This is a genomic window from Brevundimonas sp. (assembly GCF_013912005.1).
GTDB lineage: Bacteria > Pseudomonadota > Alphaproteobacteria > Caulobacterales > Caulobacteraceae > Brevundimonas.
In genome coordinates, this window is sequence record NZ_JACESB010000002.1 from 240,316 (window position 1) to 254,336 (window position 14,021).

Below are 14,021 nucleotides of genomic sequence, written 5' to 3' on the forward strand. Positions count from 1 at the left end.
CTCTGGCGTAGCCGGCGTTCCGCCGTTACGCTTCTCGCACAGGTGGTGCGGGAGGGGCCATGCGGGGCGAGGTGCTGACATTCGACGAGGCGACCGGGCTGGGCGCGATCGTCGGCGACGATGGCGCGCGCTATCTGTTCGCTGCGCCCGATGTGCGGGGCGGAACGCGGCTGCGTCCCCGCCAGCGCGTGGAGTTCGCGGCGAGCGAAGACCGGCAGGCCCGGAACATCGTGCCCGCCGTCCCGGACGAGAGGCCCGCGCGGCAGCACCAAGGCGGCTATTTCGACCTCGGACGCGTCATCCAGCGGACCTTCACGGCCATCGCCGGCAACGCCGCCGTCTTCTTCGGCGCGGCCGTCGTTCTCGTCGGCGTGCCCGCCGGGATGCTCGCGATCGGGCAGAGCCAGCTGATCTCCGGAACGGCAGATTCGGGGGCGGGGGTCCTGCTGATGGGGGCCGGCCAGATGCTCAACCTCGTCGGCATGTACCTGCTGCAGGGCATGGTGGTGAAGGCGGCGGTCAACGGCTTCAACGGGGTCCCGACCAGCTTCGGGGACGCCTTCGAGGCGGGGGTGAGGATGTTCCTGCCGCTGCTCGGCCTGGGGATCATCGCCGGCGTGGGCATCGTGCTGGGATATGTCCTCCTGATCGTGCCGGGCGTGATCCTGACGGTCCTGTGGTCGGTGGCGGCCCCCGCGGTGGTGGTCGAGAAGCGCGGCGTGTTCGGGAGCCTCCAGCGCAGCCGCGACCTGACCCGCGGCCATCGCTGGTCGGTGTTCGGCCTCATGGTCATCTACGTCGTGCTGTCGTGGCTGATCGGAATCCTGATCGGCGGCCTGAGCGTCGCCACCGGCGGGACGCTGACCGGGGGATCGCCGAACCTCTGGGTCAGCCTGCTCACGGGGCCGGTGGTGAACGTCCTCAGCGCCGTCGTCGCTTCGGCCGGCGTGGCGGCGCTCTATTACGAGCTGCGCTCGGCGAAGGAAGGCGTGGGACCGGAACTGCTGGCGTCCGTCTTCGACTGAGTCTCAGACGTCGTGCTTGTCGCGACGACGCACGCCCATCAGCAGCTTCTGCTCCAGCCGGCCTCGCAGGGCGGCGTAGTAGGCGCTGAGGAAGTCGCGGTCGGTCTGGTGAGGATCGGGCGTCCAGCCGATCTTCGTCCGGATGCGATCGGCCACGGCGCGCAGGGTCTTGCGGTCGCCCTGTCGGAGCACGGTCTCCAGCACGTGGAGCTCCTTCGCGCCGTACGCGTCGACCTGCGCCGTCGTGAAGGCGAACGCGGCCAGCCGCGCGGCGCCGTCGTCGGCCATGTCGCGGGACAGGGCGCGCCGCGGCGTGCGCACCACCCAGGTGCCCCCCGCCAGATCGCCGAGACGCAGGCGGTCGCGGTTGAACAGCGGGAAGAAGACGAACACGCACGCCCACAGGAGACCCAGCAGATACAGCCAGCTGTCGACCCCGCCCTCCGTGGCGCGCGCGCCGACCAGGGACAATGGCAGGAACACCTCCAGTTCGCGCAGGGCGTTGCGGGTGAACACCGACTCCGCCCTGAGGCGGCCGCCATCCCGCGACGCGACGCGCAGGCCCATGAGCCGCTTGCCCGGCGTGGCGGCGGCGGCCGAGAGCTCGAAGGCGGTGAAGTAGAAGTTCCGCAGCAGGAAGAAGACGAGCAGCCAGATCACCCCGATCATCTCCGCGCCGGCCGCTCCCGCCACGCCGACCGCGCCGATGCCGGTGAGGGCCAGCAGAAGGGTGAAGGCGAACAGCACGCCGACGATGATGGCCGCGTCCAGCAGGAAGGCGGCCGCGCGCTGCCCGGCGTCGCCGATGTGCAGGCGGAGGTCGACGCCCTCGGGCGTGACGAACGGGCGCTCGGTGCGGACCGACGGCGGAGGGTCAGCGGCCATGGCGCGCCTGCGGTCGGGGACCGTAGAAGTAGAGAGCCCAGATCAGGGCCGTGGTCGCGGCGACGCCGTAGCGCAGTCCGGTGTCCACGATCAGCTGTCGTCCGAAGCCCTCGAGCAGCCCCGCCAGCATCAGCATGACCACCACGCCGGCCATGGCGACGCCGGCGATCCGACCCGCGTCGACGGCCGCGTCCAGTCGCCGGCTTCGCCCCGGAAAGGCGACGGACCAGCCGATGCGCAGGCCGGCCGCGCCGGCCAGCACGACGGCGAACAGCTCCGTCACCCCGTGGATCAGCAGCCAGCCGCCCAGCTCGCCGCCCAGTCCGCGACCGGCGAACAGGGCGAAGAAGGCGCCGAGGGTGGCCCCGTTGTAGAGGACGAGCAGGGCGGTGGGGACGCACAGGGCGAACCCCAGGGCGAAGGCGAGCAGCGCCACCTGGGCGTTGTGGGTGAAGAGGAAGGCCGCGAAGACCGAGAGGCCCCCGGCGTCCTCCGTCCCGTCCAGCGTTGCGCGCAGCGTCTCCGTGGAGGCCGCGGGATCGCGCCCGCCGCTGAGCTCGGCGGGAACGAAGGCGTAGAACCACTCCGGATCGTGCATCACCAGCCAGCCGCCGAGGAGGGCCCCCAGCAGCATCAGTCCGGCCGACACCAGGGTCTCGCGCCACAGGCCGCGCACCGAGGCGGGCCAGTCCCGGCGGAAGAAGGAGGCCAGCCGGTCCGGCAGCGTCGCCCGCGAGCCGTAGACGAAGAAGTAGGCGCGGGCCGACAGGGTCTCGAGGTAGTCGATCAGCCCCTGGTCCAGCGAGGTCTCGCGCGCCACCGACAGGGCGGACAGGGTCGACCGGTAGAGCACCGGCACGGCCAGAATCTCGGTGTCGGACAGCTTCGCGGCCGACCCCTTCTCGGCCTTGTCCATCAGACGCTCCAGCCGGCGCCAGTCGTCCTCGCGCGCCTGTCGGAAGCGCTGGCTCTTGAGCGGGCCCGCGGCGCGCGAGTCGGTCACAGCAGATCCCTCCGCTTGAGGTCGAGATAGGCGTTGACGATTTCCGGGCCGAGGCGAGCGGCCGGAGCCTCGACGATGTGGGCGCCCATGCGGCGCAGGCGGGCGATCACGGTGTCGCGCTCGCGCAGCAGGGTTCCGGCGACCACGGCGCGCGACACGTCCTCGGGACTCCCGGGCTCCGAGGCGGCCAGACCTTCCAGCTCCTCGTCGCGCAGGAGGACGAAGAGGACCACGTGCCATTTCAGCAATCGCCCGAGGGACTCGAGCATCAATTCGGCCGCGGTCGGATCCGTGAAGTCGGTGAACACCACGATCATCGACCGCCGCTGCAGTTCGCCCGACAGGGTCGCCAGCGCCAGGGTGTAGTTGGTCTCGTGGGTCGAATAGTCGATGCGGCCGGCGATCCGCTGGAGGACGCGGAAGGCGTTCAACCCGCCCACGGCGCCGGTGGACAGGCGCGGATGCGAATCGAAGGCGAACAGGCCGGCGCGGTCGCCGGAGCGGAGGCAGGCCCACGACAGCAGGAGGGCCGCGTGGATGAAGCGGTCCACCCGGGGCATGCCGCCGACCGGCTCACAGGCCGCCCGCCCGCAGTCGAGGGCCATGACGACGCTGTGGTTGCGCTCGGTGCGGAACTCCTTGGCCAGCAGGCCGGAATGCCGCGCCGACTGCTTCCAGTCGATGGTCCGCCGGTCCATTCCCGCCTGGTAGTCGCGCAGCGCCTGGAACTCCGACCCCTCTCCGATCTCCAGCTGGGTCTTGGCCCCGAACTGGGCGTCGCGGGCGAACAGGCGCACCGCCTGGTCGCGCACCCACTGCAGGTCCGTGGCGACCGGCGCCGGAAGTCCGAGGTGGAACCTCTTCTGCTTCCAGGCGAGGCCGAGGGGGCCGGTCCAGCGGATCCACAGATCGTCCAGCCTCGCGTCGCCCCGCCGGTCGGGCGTGAACGGAAAGGCGAGGTCGGCGCCTCGGTCCACGACCCGGGCCCGACGGGCGCCGTCCGCCAGGCCCAGCCGGGCGCTGCCGGACAGGGCCGCCTCCACGGCGGCCGGGGTCCGCCCCCTCGTCCCGAAGCGGGCCCGGACCGCGGCGATCCCGGGCCGACCCACGGCCGCCCCCGGCGGCTCGGGGGCCTCCAGGGTCAGTCCCGACCGGGAGCCGCCGGCGGTCGCGTCCAGCGCCAGCAGCAGCGCCAGGCCCGCGGCCCAGACCGGTCCCGCCAGCCAGCCGCCGGGTGTCAGCACGCCGGCCGCCAGGGCGACGGGGGCCCCCGCCGCCATCAGGATCACCGCGCGTCGGGTGGGGTAGATCACCGGGGCGCCGCCACCTGTTCCACCAGTCCTGCAAGCACCTGCTCGACGCGCCGGCCCTCGATCTCCGCGGCCGGAGACAGCACCAGGCGGTGGCGGAGGGCCGGGAGGGCGAGGATCTTGACGTCGTCGGGAATGACGTAGTCGCGGCCGTCCAGGGCCGCGCGCGCGCGGGCGGCGACCGCCAGCATGGCGCCGGCGCGGGGCGAGGCCCCGGTCTCCACGTCGGCGGACTCGCGCGTCGCCCGCACCAGGTCGGCGACATAGGCGATGACCTCGTCCGTCAGCCGGACGTCCGCCACCGTGTCCACCGCCGCGCCGATGATCGCCGCCTCGGCGACGGTTTCGACGCCGAGGGCCGCCGGGTCCATCTGTCCGGTGCGCGCCCCATGGGCGGCGATGATGGCGCGCTCCTGGTCGAGCCCTGGATACGCCAGCACATGCTTGAACAGGAAGCGGTCCAGCTGCGCTTCCGGCAGGGGATAGGTGCCCTGCTGCTCGATCGGGTTCTGGGTGGCCACCACGGTGAACCGCGGGCTGAGCGCGTGGGCCTCGCCGTCGATGGTGATGCGGCGCTCCTGCATGGCCTCCAGAAGCGCCGCCTGGGTCTTGGGCGGCGTGCGATTGATCTCGTCGGCCAGCAGCAGTTCGCAGAAGACCGGGCCGCGCGTCAGGGTGAAGCTGGAGGTCTGGAAGTTGAACAGGTTGGAGCCGATGATGTCGCCCGGCATCAGGTCCGGGGTGAACTGGATGCGGCCGTAGTCCAGCCCGACGGCGCGGGCGAAGCTCTGGGCCAGCAGGGTCTTGGCCGTCCCGGGCGGACCCTCCAGCAGGACGTGGCCGCCGGCGAACAGGGCGGTCAGCAACAGGTCGACCGCGTCGTCCTGGCCCACGACGGCGCGGGCGACCTCGGCGCGGATGCGCCCGGCGAGCGTTCTCACCTCATTGACGTGCACGGGTCAGCTCCTGCTTCCAGCGGTGGAGATCGGCGGCGATCCGCATCAGATCGTCGCGGTTTCTGGCCGCCGAGGCCCGCACGGCCAGGGCGGAGTAGGCGTCCGTCGCGCCCGCGGTGCGGCCGACGCGGTCGAGGAAGGCGTTGAGACCGGCGTCGTCCAGGTTCCGCGGGGCCCCGATGGCGCGCGCCACGGCGGCGCGCATCAGCAGGGCGTAGGGCGCGGCCATATGGTGTTCGCGCCGCGCCAGCCGGACCAGCCCGGCGGTGTTGTCGGCGAGGCCCCGCTTGCCGAGCGCGATCACCCGGCCCGTCGTCCGGGCCGGACCGAAGCGGACCGCCGCCTGCAGGCCCGCGAGGGCGGCCAGGCCGAGCAGCGCCAGCGTCAGGCCCAGCAAGGGCGGCTCGACCAGCAGGCGCAGCAGATTGCGGGTCCGCTGCAGCCCGTGCAGCGTAAGGTCGAACATCACCGGCGAACCGGGGCCGATGAGCTCGAGGAGGCTGACCGCGGTGCGGGCGCCGTTCAGGGTCCTGAGGCCCTGGGTGTTGATGAGGTCGGGCTCGGCGAGCACATAGACGCTCATCCGCCCGTGCCGGAGCAGCACCGGCTGGCCCCGCTCGTCGACCAGCACGGGGATCCATCCCGGACCGGTCAGCGTCCGGAGGTTGTCGATCCGGACCGGCGCGCCGAAGGCCGTCCCGTCGGGCCGGCGGAGCGCGACGCCGGCCGCCTCCGCCCGGGTGGCGAGGCTCAGGTCCTCGCGCAGGGCCTCGGGCAGCGGGGCAAGCGCCGCTTCGGGAGCCAGCACGCCCAGGGTCCGCACCCACCCGGGATGATCCGCGTCGGGCGCCGAAGCCCACTTGGGGAGGACGATCAGCGTCGGCCCGTCGTGCAGCAGGTCCTCGACCGTGTCCGGGCGGCTGGCGGGCGTGGGGGTGAGCACCAGCAGGCTGTCGTAGGCGGCCTCCGTCAGGGCGCCGCGGTTCATCACCACCGGCTTGCCGACGCCCCGAAGCAGGGCGGGCAGGGCGCCGTAGCCGATGGAGGCGCGCGACAGGGCGTGCCCGCCGCCGTCGTCGCCCGAGCGCAGTTCGGGCCCGTAGGCCGAAAGCAGGCCGATGCCGGCGAGGGCGACCACCCCGACCAGGACCGCCCCGAGCATGGCGACCGGCGAAAAGCCGCCGTCGGTGAACCGGCCGCGGAGGCTCATGCCGCCCAGGCCTCGGGCAGGGCGAAGGCCTCATAGGCGCGGCGGCAGTCGGCGAAGCTTCCGGCGCTCACCGGCGCGCCGCCGAAAAGGCTGCCCTCCACCACCCGGCCGATCAGGGCGAAGGCCGACCGGCCGGCCTCCGGCAGGACGTCCAGCGCGGCGATCTCCCGCGTCGTCAGCGACACGCGCAATCCGCGCGGCTGCCGCTTCTCGATCTCGGCCACGCTGCGCAGCAGCAGCAGGTGGGCGGCCTCGGCGTACCGCCCCGCCGCCGCCAGCCTGTCCGCGTCGGCGAGCAGGTCGCGGGCGGCGGCCGGGTCCGGCCGCCACTCGGCCGCCGCGGCCGGGCGGGGCTTCCGCGGCCCCGGGACCGGCGCGCGCAGACGCAGGATCTCGCGGACGATGGCGTAAAGGATCAGCGCGACGATGAGCGCCAGGCCGACCCAGAAGACCCCCTTCAGAAGCGGCTCCAGCGCCTGGATCAGGTCGCCGATCCAGTGCAGCCAGCCGGGCGGAGCCGGCGGATCGAACCGGGCGCGGTCGAACTGGAGCGAGCCGTCCTCGAGCAACCGCGCATGGGCCCGAACCAGGACCTCATCTGTAGGGGAAGCCCTGTCCTGCATCCTTCATCCGCCCGCCTCCGACCCGCAAGGCATAGAGCCCGGGGGCCCCGAGTCAACTTCCGGTCGTCATCCGCGGGGCCTCGCGGATTCCGGCGCGCATCCCGGCGCGCCCGCGGCCCGGCCGTGCGGTCAGGCGACGTCGCCGAATCGAGGCGGCTCCTCGGCGTGCTGGACGATCGGCTCGAACGCCGCGACTGGATCATGGGCGACCGGTTCACCATCGCCGACGTCGCCATGCTCGGCTGGGTGCGCAACCTGATCGGCTTCTACGAGGCCAGAGACCTGGTTGAGTTCGACAGCCTCGCCAACGTGCCGCCGTGGCTGGAGCGTGGCCTCGCCCGCCCCGCCGTTCGGCGCGGGCTGGAAAGCCCGCGCAGGCCCTGACGGGTCCCGGCGGAGCCCGGCACGATTCTGCGACCCGCCGATGGATTCCAGGTGAGGGGGCGGTGGTGGCTGGGGGGGAGCTACACGCGTAGCCCCACATTGGCTTGGGCGCGCTTGAAGTTCGCTGTTTAGTTCCAGAAAGAATGACCCCTTCCGAACCATTGCCGACGTCTGCGCGCAACGGGTTGGTGCTCGCTACTGCAGCCGGACGCCTACGTCTGTCGGATGCCAAGATGGGTAAGGCCACCCGCTGTCGAAGCCCTCAGCAGTCGCGAAGGTGTCGTTCAGCGGGCCGCTACCAGCCGCTAGACAAGCCCTCTCAAAGGCAGCGCGATAGCCTTCTTTGATGGCGATGACGGCCTCACCTCGCTCAGAGGAGCCATTGACGGGCAAGTCAGCCATGACGGTCACAACGTTGCTGTAGCAGCGCGGATTGCGCGTGTCAGTTGGCCGAGGCGTCATGCCTGCCACGAAGTAGAACCGAACTGCGCGACGTTCGGTGGTCACTACCGGGGGGGAAGCCGGTAGACCTGCGAGGCCCGAAGTCGGGCCGCTGCTCGTAGCGGTCGAACTGAAAGTAGAACCGGTCGCAGTGGTGTCGGAGCCCTGCTGACTGGCTGTCGCGATTGTAGCATCGAGGCTTGCCCGACCAAGGGCATTCTGGCGACTGATCTCGCTGTTGGCGGCATTGAGCGTTTCCAGCGGATTGCCCGTGAGCGGCACCGTGCTAACGTCACCGCCAGCCGCCGCGACGCCAGTCATGGCCAAGCCCGTGACGGCAATCTGACCCAGACCATCCCATTGTTCGCGTCTCTCCTGGTCTCGTCGCCGCTGTGCCTCAAGGGCGACGGTGTTCACGCGATCTACGAAAGGTCTCACTTCCTCCGGAGCCAGCCGCCGATACCGACCGCTGGCTGCGGTAGCAAAGCGTGGATCGGCACGAAACTGGTCCTGTTCGACTACACCGGGCACCCACTCGAACGTATTTTCGTCGATGAGGACAAGAGCGTGGTTCTGATTGGCAAAGTATATCGTGCCGTCTTGAAGCGCGCGAACTGGAGAGTATCTTCGAGGCCAAGTCGTGCTTATCCGAAACCCTGCGCTTCTATCTTTCCGCAGATCGCTTCTGACTGCAAGGTTTCCGTGGGGATCGTACTGGTCCCAAGTCATCCATTCCCGGACGCCGCGGTTCAACAGACCATTCTCTCGCACTGACTGCCCGCCAAATGACCACACCTCCGACGGACCACCCCACCAAGCTCCGTTTTTTAAAGTCTCAAATGGCCCCCATGATCCAGACCATGGGACGACCTGAGAGATTAGCGATAGATTTTCTGCTGCATTTGCCGCACGGGCTGCGTCCGCGTGTGCCGAGTTCGCCTCTGGGCTGTCCGCCAACGAGGTCCAAAGAAGGATGGTAAGAGCTAATCCGACAGCCATGTGAAGTGCTCCCCCGCCGCCGCGCCGGAATTCTCACCGTCATTGATGAGGTTCTAGTTCCGCTGTGTAAAGTGGCAGGGCAAGCTCTGCACCAGAACACCCCCGCGCCAGTGGAGTCGCGTCCAAGAACCAGCCTTAGAGCATCGGCTGTCCACCCCTAGCGGACACCTTGGATGACCGGTCTCAAGCCAGCACGTCGAACGGATGTGGGGCTGCGCTTGATGCCGGGCCGGTTCCATCAAGCCATTGGAGTACGGGAGTTTCCCGGTGGTGGCTGGGGGCGGGCTCGAACCGCCGACCTGTGGGTTATGAATCCACCGCTCTAACCAGCTGAGCTACCCAGCCCCTGACACGGGGTCCGGCGGGAACTGGTCTGACCGCCGGAAGAGGCGTGCCTATAGAGGGGCCGGAGGGCGGTTTCAAGTCGCTGCGCGCGCCTGCGACGGCGGCGGCGGGTGACGCCGTCCGGAAGGAACGGTAACACCGGCGGGGCCGTTTCGCCGCCGACCTTCCAGGGGACCCGACCCATGCGCCTGATCGCCCTCGCCGCCGCCGCTTCCGCCCTGTCGCTGGCCTCCGCCTGCGGCGCCCAGGACGGGCAGCCGACCGCCGCCGCGTCGCAGGCGGGCGCCCCGCTGGAGACCCGGCCCGCCAACGCCCCCGACCAGCAGCCGGCCTTCCCGGGCCAGACCCGGGCCCCGGCCGTCCGCACGGAGCGGGCGCTCGCCCACACCGTGGTCGCCTCGGGCCTCGTCGAGCCGTGGGGGCTGGCCCTGTTGCCGGACGGCCGCTGGCTGGTGACCGAGCGGCCGGGCCGGCTGCGCATCGTCACCCCCGAGGGCGCGGTGAGCGAACCGGTGGCCGGCCTGCCGGCGGTGGACGCCCGCGGCCAGGGCGGCCTGCTGGACGTGATCCCCGGTCCGGACTTCGCCGAGGACCGGATGATCTGGTGGAGCTACGCCGAGCCGCGCCCGAATGCAGGAAACGGGGGCGGCAACGCCACCTCGGTGGCGCGGGGTCGACTGTCGGAGGACGGGACCCGGGTCGAGAACGTGCAGGTCGTCTTCCGGGCCCTGCCGGCCTACGACGGCGACAAGCACTACGGCTCCTCGCTGGCCTTCGCCCCGGACGGCACGCTGTTCGTGACCCTCGGCGAGCGTTCGGACGCGCCGATGCGGCCGCAGGCCCAGGATCTCGGCTCGCACATGGGCAAGACCATCCGCATCAACGCCGACGGCTCCGTCCCGCAGGACAACCCGTTCGTCGGGCGCGAGGGGGCGCTGCCGGAGATCTGGTCGCTCGGCCACCGCAACGTCCAGGGGATCGCCATCGCCCCGGACGGGGCGGTCTGGACCCTTGAGCACGGGACCCGCGGCGGCGACGAGCTGAACCTCGACCGCGCCGGACTGAACTACGGCTGGCCGGTCATCGCCTACGGCGTCGAATACCGCGGCGGCCCGATCAACGAGGGGATCACCGCCCGCGAGGGCATGGAGCAGCCGGTCTACTACTGGGATCCGGTGATCGCCCCCGGCGGCATGACCTTCTACGACGGGGCCATGTTCCCCGGCTGGCGCGGGAACCTGCTGGTCGCGGCCCTGAAGGAGAAGCACATCGCCCGCCTGGTGCTGGAGAACGGCCGGGTCGTGGGCGAGGAGCGGCTGCTCACCGACCTCGGCGAGCGGGTCCGCGACGTGGCGGTCGGTCCCGACGGCGCGGTCTGGGCGATCACCGACGAGCAGAACGGCAAGCTGGTCCGGCTGGCGGCGCAATAGGAGCGGCGGGGCGTCCCGGCGCTTCTGCGGCTGGGTCAGTCCCGCAGCAGCTCGTTGACGCCGGTCTTGGCCCGCGTCTGGGCGTCGACGCGCTTGACGATCACCGCGCAGTAGAGCGACGGGCCGCCGTTCGGGTCGGGCAGGCTGCCCGGAACGACCACCGAATACGCCGGCACCTCGCCCCGGAACACCTCGCCGGTGGCCCGGTCGACGATCTTGGTCGAGGCCGACAGGTAGACGCCCATGGCCAGCACCGCGCCCTCGCGGACGATGACGCCCTCGGCCACCTCCGCCCGGGCGCCGATGAAGCAGCCGTCCTCGATGATGGTCGGATTGGCCTGCAGCGGCTCCAGCACCCCGCCGATGCCCGCCCCGCCGGACAGGTGGACGTTCTTCCCGATCTGGGCGCAGCTGCCGACGGTCGCCCAGGCGTCGACCATCGAACCCTCGTCCACGAAGGCGCCGATGTTCACGAAGCTGGGCATCAGCACCACGTTGCGGGCGATGTAGGCGCCCTGCCGCACGATGGCGCCGGGGACCGAGCGGAAGCCCGCCTCCCGGTAGTGGTTGGCGGTCCAGTCGCCGAACTTGTTCGGAACCTTGTCCCACCACGGGCCGACCCCGGGCGCGCCCGAGGCCGGGCCCCGGTCGCCGGCGCGCAGCAGCTCGTTGTCGTTCAGCCGGAACGACAGCAGCACCGCCTTCTTCAGCCACTGGTGCGTGGTCCACGTGCCGTCCGCCGCGCGCGAGGCGACGCGGGCCGCGCCGGAGTCGAGCAGGTCCAGCGCCTCCCCGACGGCGTGCCGCACCTCGCCGTGGGTGGCGGCCGAGACGTTCGCCCGGTCTTCCCAGGCGGCCTCGATGACGGATTCCAGACGGGCGCGATCGCTCATGCGGCGGCCTCCTTGAAGGTCAGGGCGGAAAGGAAGTCGTGAAGGTCGGGGGCCACGTGGTCGATGTGATCGCCCAGCGGCTTGCCGTGGCCGTCGCCGATCAGGATCGTGGCCATGCCCAGCGCCCGCGCCGGCTCGAGGTTCTTCGGCGTGTCCTCGAAGAAGGCCGAGGTCCGCGGCTCGATGCGGAAGCGCTCGAGCATCCGGCGGAAGGTCGACGGGGCGGGCTTCGGCGTCAGATCGGCGTCCTCGATGGCGAAGACCCCGTCGAAGCAGTCGGCCACGCCCAGCCGGTCCAGCACCCGCCCGGCGTACTCCCGCGCCCCGTTGGTGAACACGAACCGCCGCCCCGGCAGGCGCAGCAGCTGGTCCCGCAGCCGCGGCGCCGGCTCCAGATCGTCCATCGGCACGTCGTGGACGTCGTGCAGGAAGTGCTCCGGATCGATGGTGTAGTTGGCCATCAGCCCGGCGAGGGTGGTGCCGTGCTCGTCGAGGAACTGGCGCTGCAGCACGCTGGCGGATTCCGGGTCCAGCCCCACCGCCTCGACCACATAGGCGTTGATCCGCGCCTGCACGAGCCGCATCAGCCCCTGCTCGCGCGGGTACAGGGTGTCGTCCATGTCGAACACCCAGGCGCGGACATGCGACAGGTCGATCAAGAGGCCTGCACCAGGGTGCCGGCGCCGTGCTCGGTGAACAGCTCGACCAGCATGGCGTGCGGCCGGCGGCCGTCGAGGATGACCACCGCCTCGACCCCCGCCTCGATCGCGGCGATGGCCGTCTCCAGCTTCGGGATCATGCCGCCGGTGGCGACCCCGTCGGCGATCAGCCCGCGCGCCTCGGCGATGCTCATCTGACGGATGATCTCGCCGTCGGCGCCCTTGACCCCGGCGACGTCGGTGAGCAGCAGCATGCGCTTGGCGTCCAGCGCCCCGGCCACGGCCCCGGCCACGGTGTCGGCGTTGACGTTGAAGGTCTGGCCGTCCTCCGCCACCCCGATGGGGGCGATCACCGGCACCCAGTCCTCGGTCTCCGAGGCGATCAGCCCGGCGATCAGCTTCGGATCCACCCTGGTCGGCTCGCCGACGAAGCCGAGGTCGACCTCGTGCTCGATCATGCTGTCCGGATCGCGGCGGGTGCGGCGGGTCTTCTCCACCGTCAGCAGGCCGGCGTCCTTGCCGGACAGGCCGACGCCGCGCACGTCCGCCTCCTTGCCGGCCATGGTGATCCAGTGGGCGATCTCCTTGTTGACCGCGCCGGACAGGACCATCTCGGCCACCTGCATGGTGTCGGCGTCGGTGACCCGCAGGCCGTCGACGAAGGCCGAACGCACGCCGGCCTTGTCCAGCATGGCGCTGATCTGCGGACCCCCGCCGTGCACCACGACCGGGTTCACCCCCATCAGCTTCAGCAGCACCACGTCGGCGGCGAACTGCTTCGCCACGGCGCTCTCGCCCATGGCGTGGCCGCCGTACTTTATGACCACCGTCTCGCGGTCGTAGATCTGGATGTAGGGCAGGGCCTCGGCCAGCGTCTTCGCCGTGGCCCAGCCGCGATCCCCGGATTGCCGTTCCGTCTCGTCCATCGGCCGGTCCCTAATGCCAAGCCCCGGGCCTGTCATCATGAAACCGGCCGCCGCCGAAGGCCGTTCCGTGCGAATGAACGAGCACGAGATCGATGATCGCGGCCTGGGCCCGGCCGAGCCTGACCGCCAGGCCGGGCCGCCGGGCGTCGATTCCGCCGCCTGCCCCGAGTGCCGGGGAGTCGGCGTTTCGCCGGACGGCCAGACCTGCCCCGTCTGCGACGGAACCGGTCGGGCGACCGGCCGCGCGGGAGGCGGCTGATCCACGGTCCTGTCACCCGCGCGACACGCTGAACGGCGTTGTGCGGCCCCCGGCTCGACCTCGCCCAGCTGGGCTGTTATGAGACCTCAGCGGCGGCACCTGCGCCGCCACGAAACACACTCTATCTGGGCTGCGGAGGGCATCCACCAATGCGCGTTAAGTCTCTCATTCTGGCGTCGAGCGCCGCCGGGGCCCTGGCCCTGTCGGCCGGCGCCGCGTCGGCCGAGCCGAACGGCTGGTACGGCGCGATCGACGCCGGCTGGCACACGTCTGACGTCGAGACGGCGCGCGGCGTCGATTTCGAGACCCAGGACGGCTGGGCGGCGTTCGCGCGGCTGGGCTACCGCTTCAACGACAACTGGCGGGTCGAGCTCGAGGGCGGTCACCGCGCCGGCGGCGACATCGAGTCGGTGACGCTGGGTTCGGGCGCCGCCTACGCCTGTAACCTGACCCCGTCGACGGGTCCGTGCGAGGCGCCGGAAGGCGACATCACCGCGACGACGGTGATGGCCAACGTGATCTACGACTTCGGCGACGCCTCGTGGAGCCTGCGCCCGTTCATCGGTCTGGGCGCCGGCGTGAACCGGGTCAACACCGAGTTCCTCGGCACCTTCGCCTCGGCCCGCACGATCAGCGTCGGCGCCCAGGCCGATGAACGGGCGCAGGCTCCACG

13 protein-coding genes, 1 tRNA gene and 1 pseudogene are annotated in these 14,021 nt (G+C 71.2%); 4 read left to right on the top strand and 11 right to left on the bottom strand.

Annotated elements, in window-relative coordinates; genetic code table 11:
- Positions 1-59 precede the first annotated feature (59 nt).
- On the top strand, positions 60-1,025 hold the full coding sequence (locus tag H2038_RS03035; RefSeq protein ID WP_292109058.1) for a hypothetical protein: 966 nt from the start codon (positions 60-62) through the stop codon (positions 1,023-1,025).
- Positions 1,026-1,028: 3 nt separating this feature from the next.
- Here H2038_RS03035 and H2038_RS03040 read toward each other — a convergent pair whose 3' ends face one another.
- The 6 genes from H2038_RS03040 to H2038_RS03065 are packed head-to-tail and all read right to left on the bottom strand — an operon-like array spanning position 1,029 to position 7,012.
- Complete coding sequence (locus H2038_RS03040; protein ID WP_292109060.1) at positions 1,029-1,910, bottom strand: RDD family protein; 882 nt, start codon at positions 1,908-1,910, stop codon at positions 1,029-1,031.
- Positions 1,900-2,913, bottom strand: coding sequence for a stage II sporulation protein M (locus H2038_RS03045; protein WP_292109062.1), 1,014 nt, complete (start codon positions 2,911-2,913; stop codon positions 1,900-1,902). The genes H2038_RS03040 and H2038_RS03045 overlap by 11 nt, the downstream gene beginning before the upstream one ends.
- The gene (locus H2038_RS03050; RefSeq protein WP_292109064.1) at positions 2,910-4,226 is read right to left on the bottom strand and encodes a DUF58 domain-containing protein; all 1,317 of its coding nucleotides are present in this window, start codon (positions 4,224-4,226) and stop codon (positions 2,910-2,912) included. The genes H2038_RS03045 and H2038_RS03050 overlap by 4 nt, the downstream gene beginning before the upstream one ends.
- Positions 4,223-5,179, bottom strand: coding sequence for a MoxR family ATPase (locus tag H2038_RS03055; protein ID WP_292109065.1), 957 nt, complete (start codon positions 5,177-5,179; stop codon positions 4,223-4,225). Before H2038_RS03055 ends, H2038_RS03050 begins: the two co-directional genes overlap by 4 nt.
- The gene (locus tag H2038_RS03060; protein ID WP_292109067.1) at positions 5,166-6,389 is read right to left on the bottom strand and encodes a DUF4350 domain-containing protein; all 1,224 of its coding nucleotides are present in this window, start codon (positions 6,387-6,389) and stop codon (positions 5,166-5,168) included. Before H2038_RS03060 ends, H2038_RS03055 begins: the two co-directional genes overlap by 14 nt.
- Complete coding sequence (locus H2038_RS03065) at positions 6,386-7,012, bottom strand: hypothetical protein (protein WP_292109069.1); 627 nt, start codon at positions 7,010-7,012, stop codon at positions 6,386-6,388. Before H2038_RS03065 ends, H2038_RS03060 begins: the two co-directional genes overlap by 4 nt.
- Positions 7,013-7,150: 138 nt before the next feature.
- Here H2038_RS03065 and H2038_RS03070 point away from each other — a divergent pair.
- A pseudogene (locus H2038_RS03070) lies at positions 7,151-7,396 on the top strand (glutathione binding-like protein); the annotation flags it as partial.
- A gap of 195 nt (positions 7,397-7,591) precedes the next feature.
- Here the strand turns inward: H2038_RS03070 and H2038_RS03075 are convergent.
- The gene (locus H2038_RS03075; protein ID WP_292109071.1) at positions 7,592-8,254 is read right to left on the bottom strand and encodes a hypothetical protein; all 663 of its coding nucleotides are present in this window, start codon (positions 8,252-8,254) and stop codon (positions 7,592-7,594) included.
- A gap of 850 nt (positions 8,255-9,104) precedes the next feature.
- Positions 9,105-9,181, bottom strand: a tRNA-Met gene (locus H2038_RS03080).
- Positions 9,182-9,363: 182 nt separating this feature from the next.
- Here H2038_RS03080 and H2038_RS03085 point away from each other — a divergent pair.
- Positions 9,364-10,611, top strand: a complete 1,248-nt coding sequence (locus tag H2038_RS03085; protein ID WP_292109072.1) for a PQQ-dependent sugar dehydrogenase — start codon at positions 9,364-9,366, stop codon at positions 10,609-10,611.
- Positions 10,612-10,646: 35 nt separating this feature from the next.
- Here the strand turns inward: H2038_RS03085 and dapD are convergent, their stop codons facing one another.
- Genes dapD through argB form a run of 3 tightly spaced genes read right to left on the bottom strand, consistent with a single transcriptional unit; the run spans position 10,647 to position 13,089 of the window.
- Positions 10,647-11,504, bottom strand: coding sequence for a 2,3,4,5-tetrahydropyridine-2,6-dicarboxylate N-succinyltransferase (gene dapD, locus H2038_RS03090; RefSeq protein WP_292109073.1), 858 nt, complete (start codon positions 11,502-11,504; stop codon positions 10,647-10,649).
- A complete protein-coding gene (locus H2038_RS03095; RefSeq protein ID WP_292109074.1) occupies positions 11,501-12,163 on the bottom strand; it encodes a pyrimidine 5'-nucleotidase in 663 nt (220 codons plus the stop codon). Before H2038_RS03095 ends, dapD begins: the two co-directional genes overlap by 4 nt.
- Positions 12,160-13,089 carry an acetylglutamate kinase gene (gene argB / locus H2038_RS03100; RefSeq protein ID WP_292109075.1) on the bottom strand — a complete coding sequence of 310 codons (930 nt, stop codon included), beginning with the start codon at positions 13,087-13,089 and terminating at the stop codon, positions 12,160-12,162. Before argB ends, H2038_RS03095 begins: the two co-directional genes overlap by 4 nt.
- A 408-nt stretch (positions 13,090-13,497) precedes the next feature.
- On the opposite strand from argB, the gene H2038_RS03105 reads away from it, so the two are divergent.
- Positions 13,498-14,021: outer membrane beta-barrel protein (locus H2038_RS03105; protein ID WP_292109077.1), on the top strand; the 524-nt coding region annotated here is incomplete at its 3' end.

Excerpts from the sequence above, each read along its gene's own strand:
- H2038_RS03060 (WP_292109067.1), bottom strand. The coding sequence starts at position 6,389 with ATGAGCCTCCGCGGCCGGTTCACCGACGGCGGCTTTTCGCCGGTCGCC.
- dapD (WP_292109073.1), bottom strand. The coding sequence starts at position 11,504 with ATGAGCGATCGCGCCCGTCTGGAATCCGTCATCGAGGCCGCCTGGGAA.
- H2038_RS03065 (WP_292109069.1), bottom strand. The coding sequence starts at position 7,012 with ATGCAGGACAGGGCTTCCCCTACAGATGAGGTCCTGGTTCGGGCCCAT.
- H2038_RS03085 (WP_292109072.1), top strand. The coding sequence starts at position 9,364 with ATGCGCCTGATCGCCCTCGCCGCCGCCGCTTCCGCCCTGTCGCTGGCC.
- H2038_RS03035 (WP_292109058.1), top strand. The coding sequence starts at position 60 with ATGCGGGGCGAGGTGCTGACATTCGACGAGGCGACCGGGCTGGGCGCG.
- argB (WP_292109075.1), bottom strand. The coding sequence starts at position 13,089 with ATGGACGAGACGGAACGGCAATCCGGGGATCGCGGCTGGGCCACGGCG.
- H2038_RS03040 (WP_292109060.1), bottom strand. The coding sequence starts at position 1,910 with ATGGCCGCTGACCCTCCGCCGTCGGTCCGCACCGAGCGCCCGTTCGTC.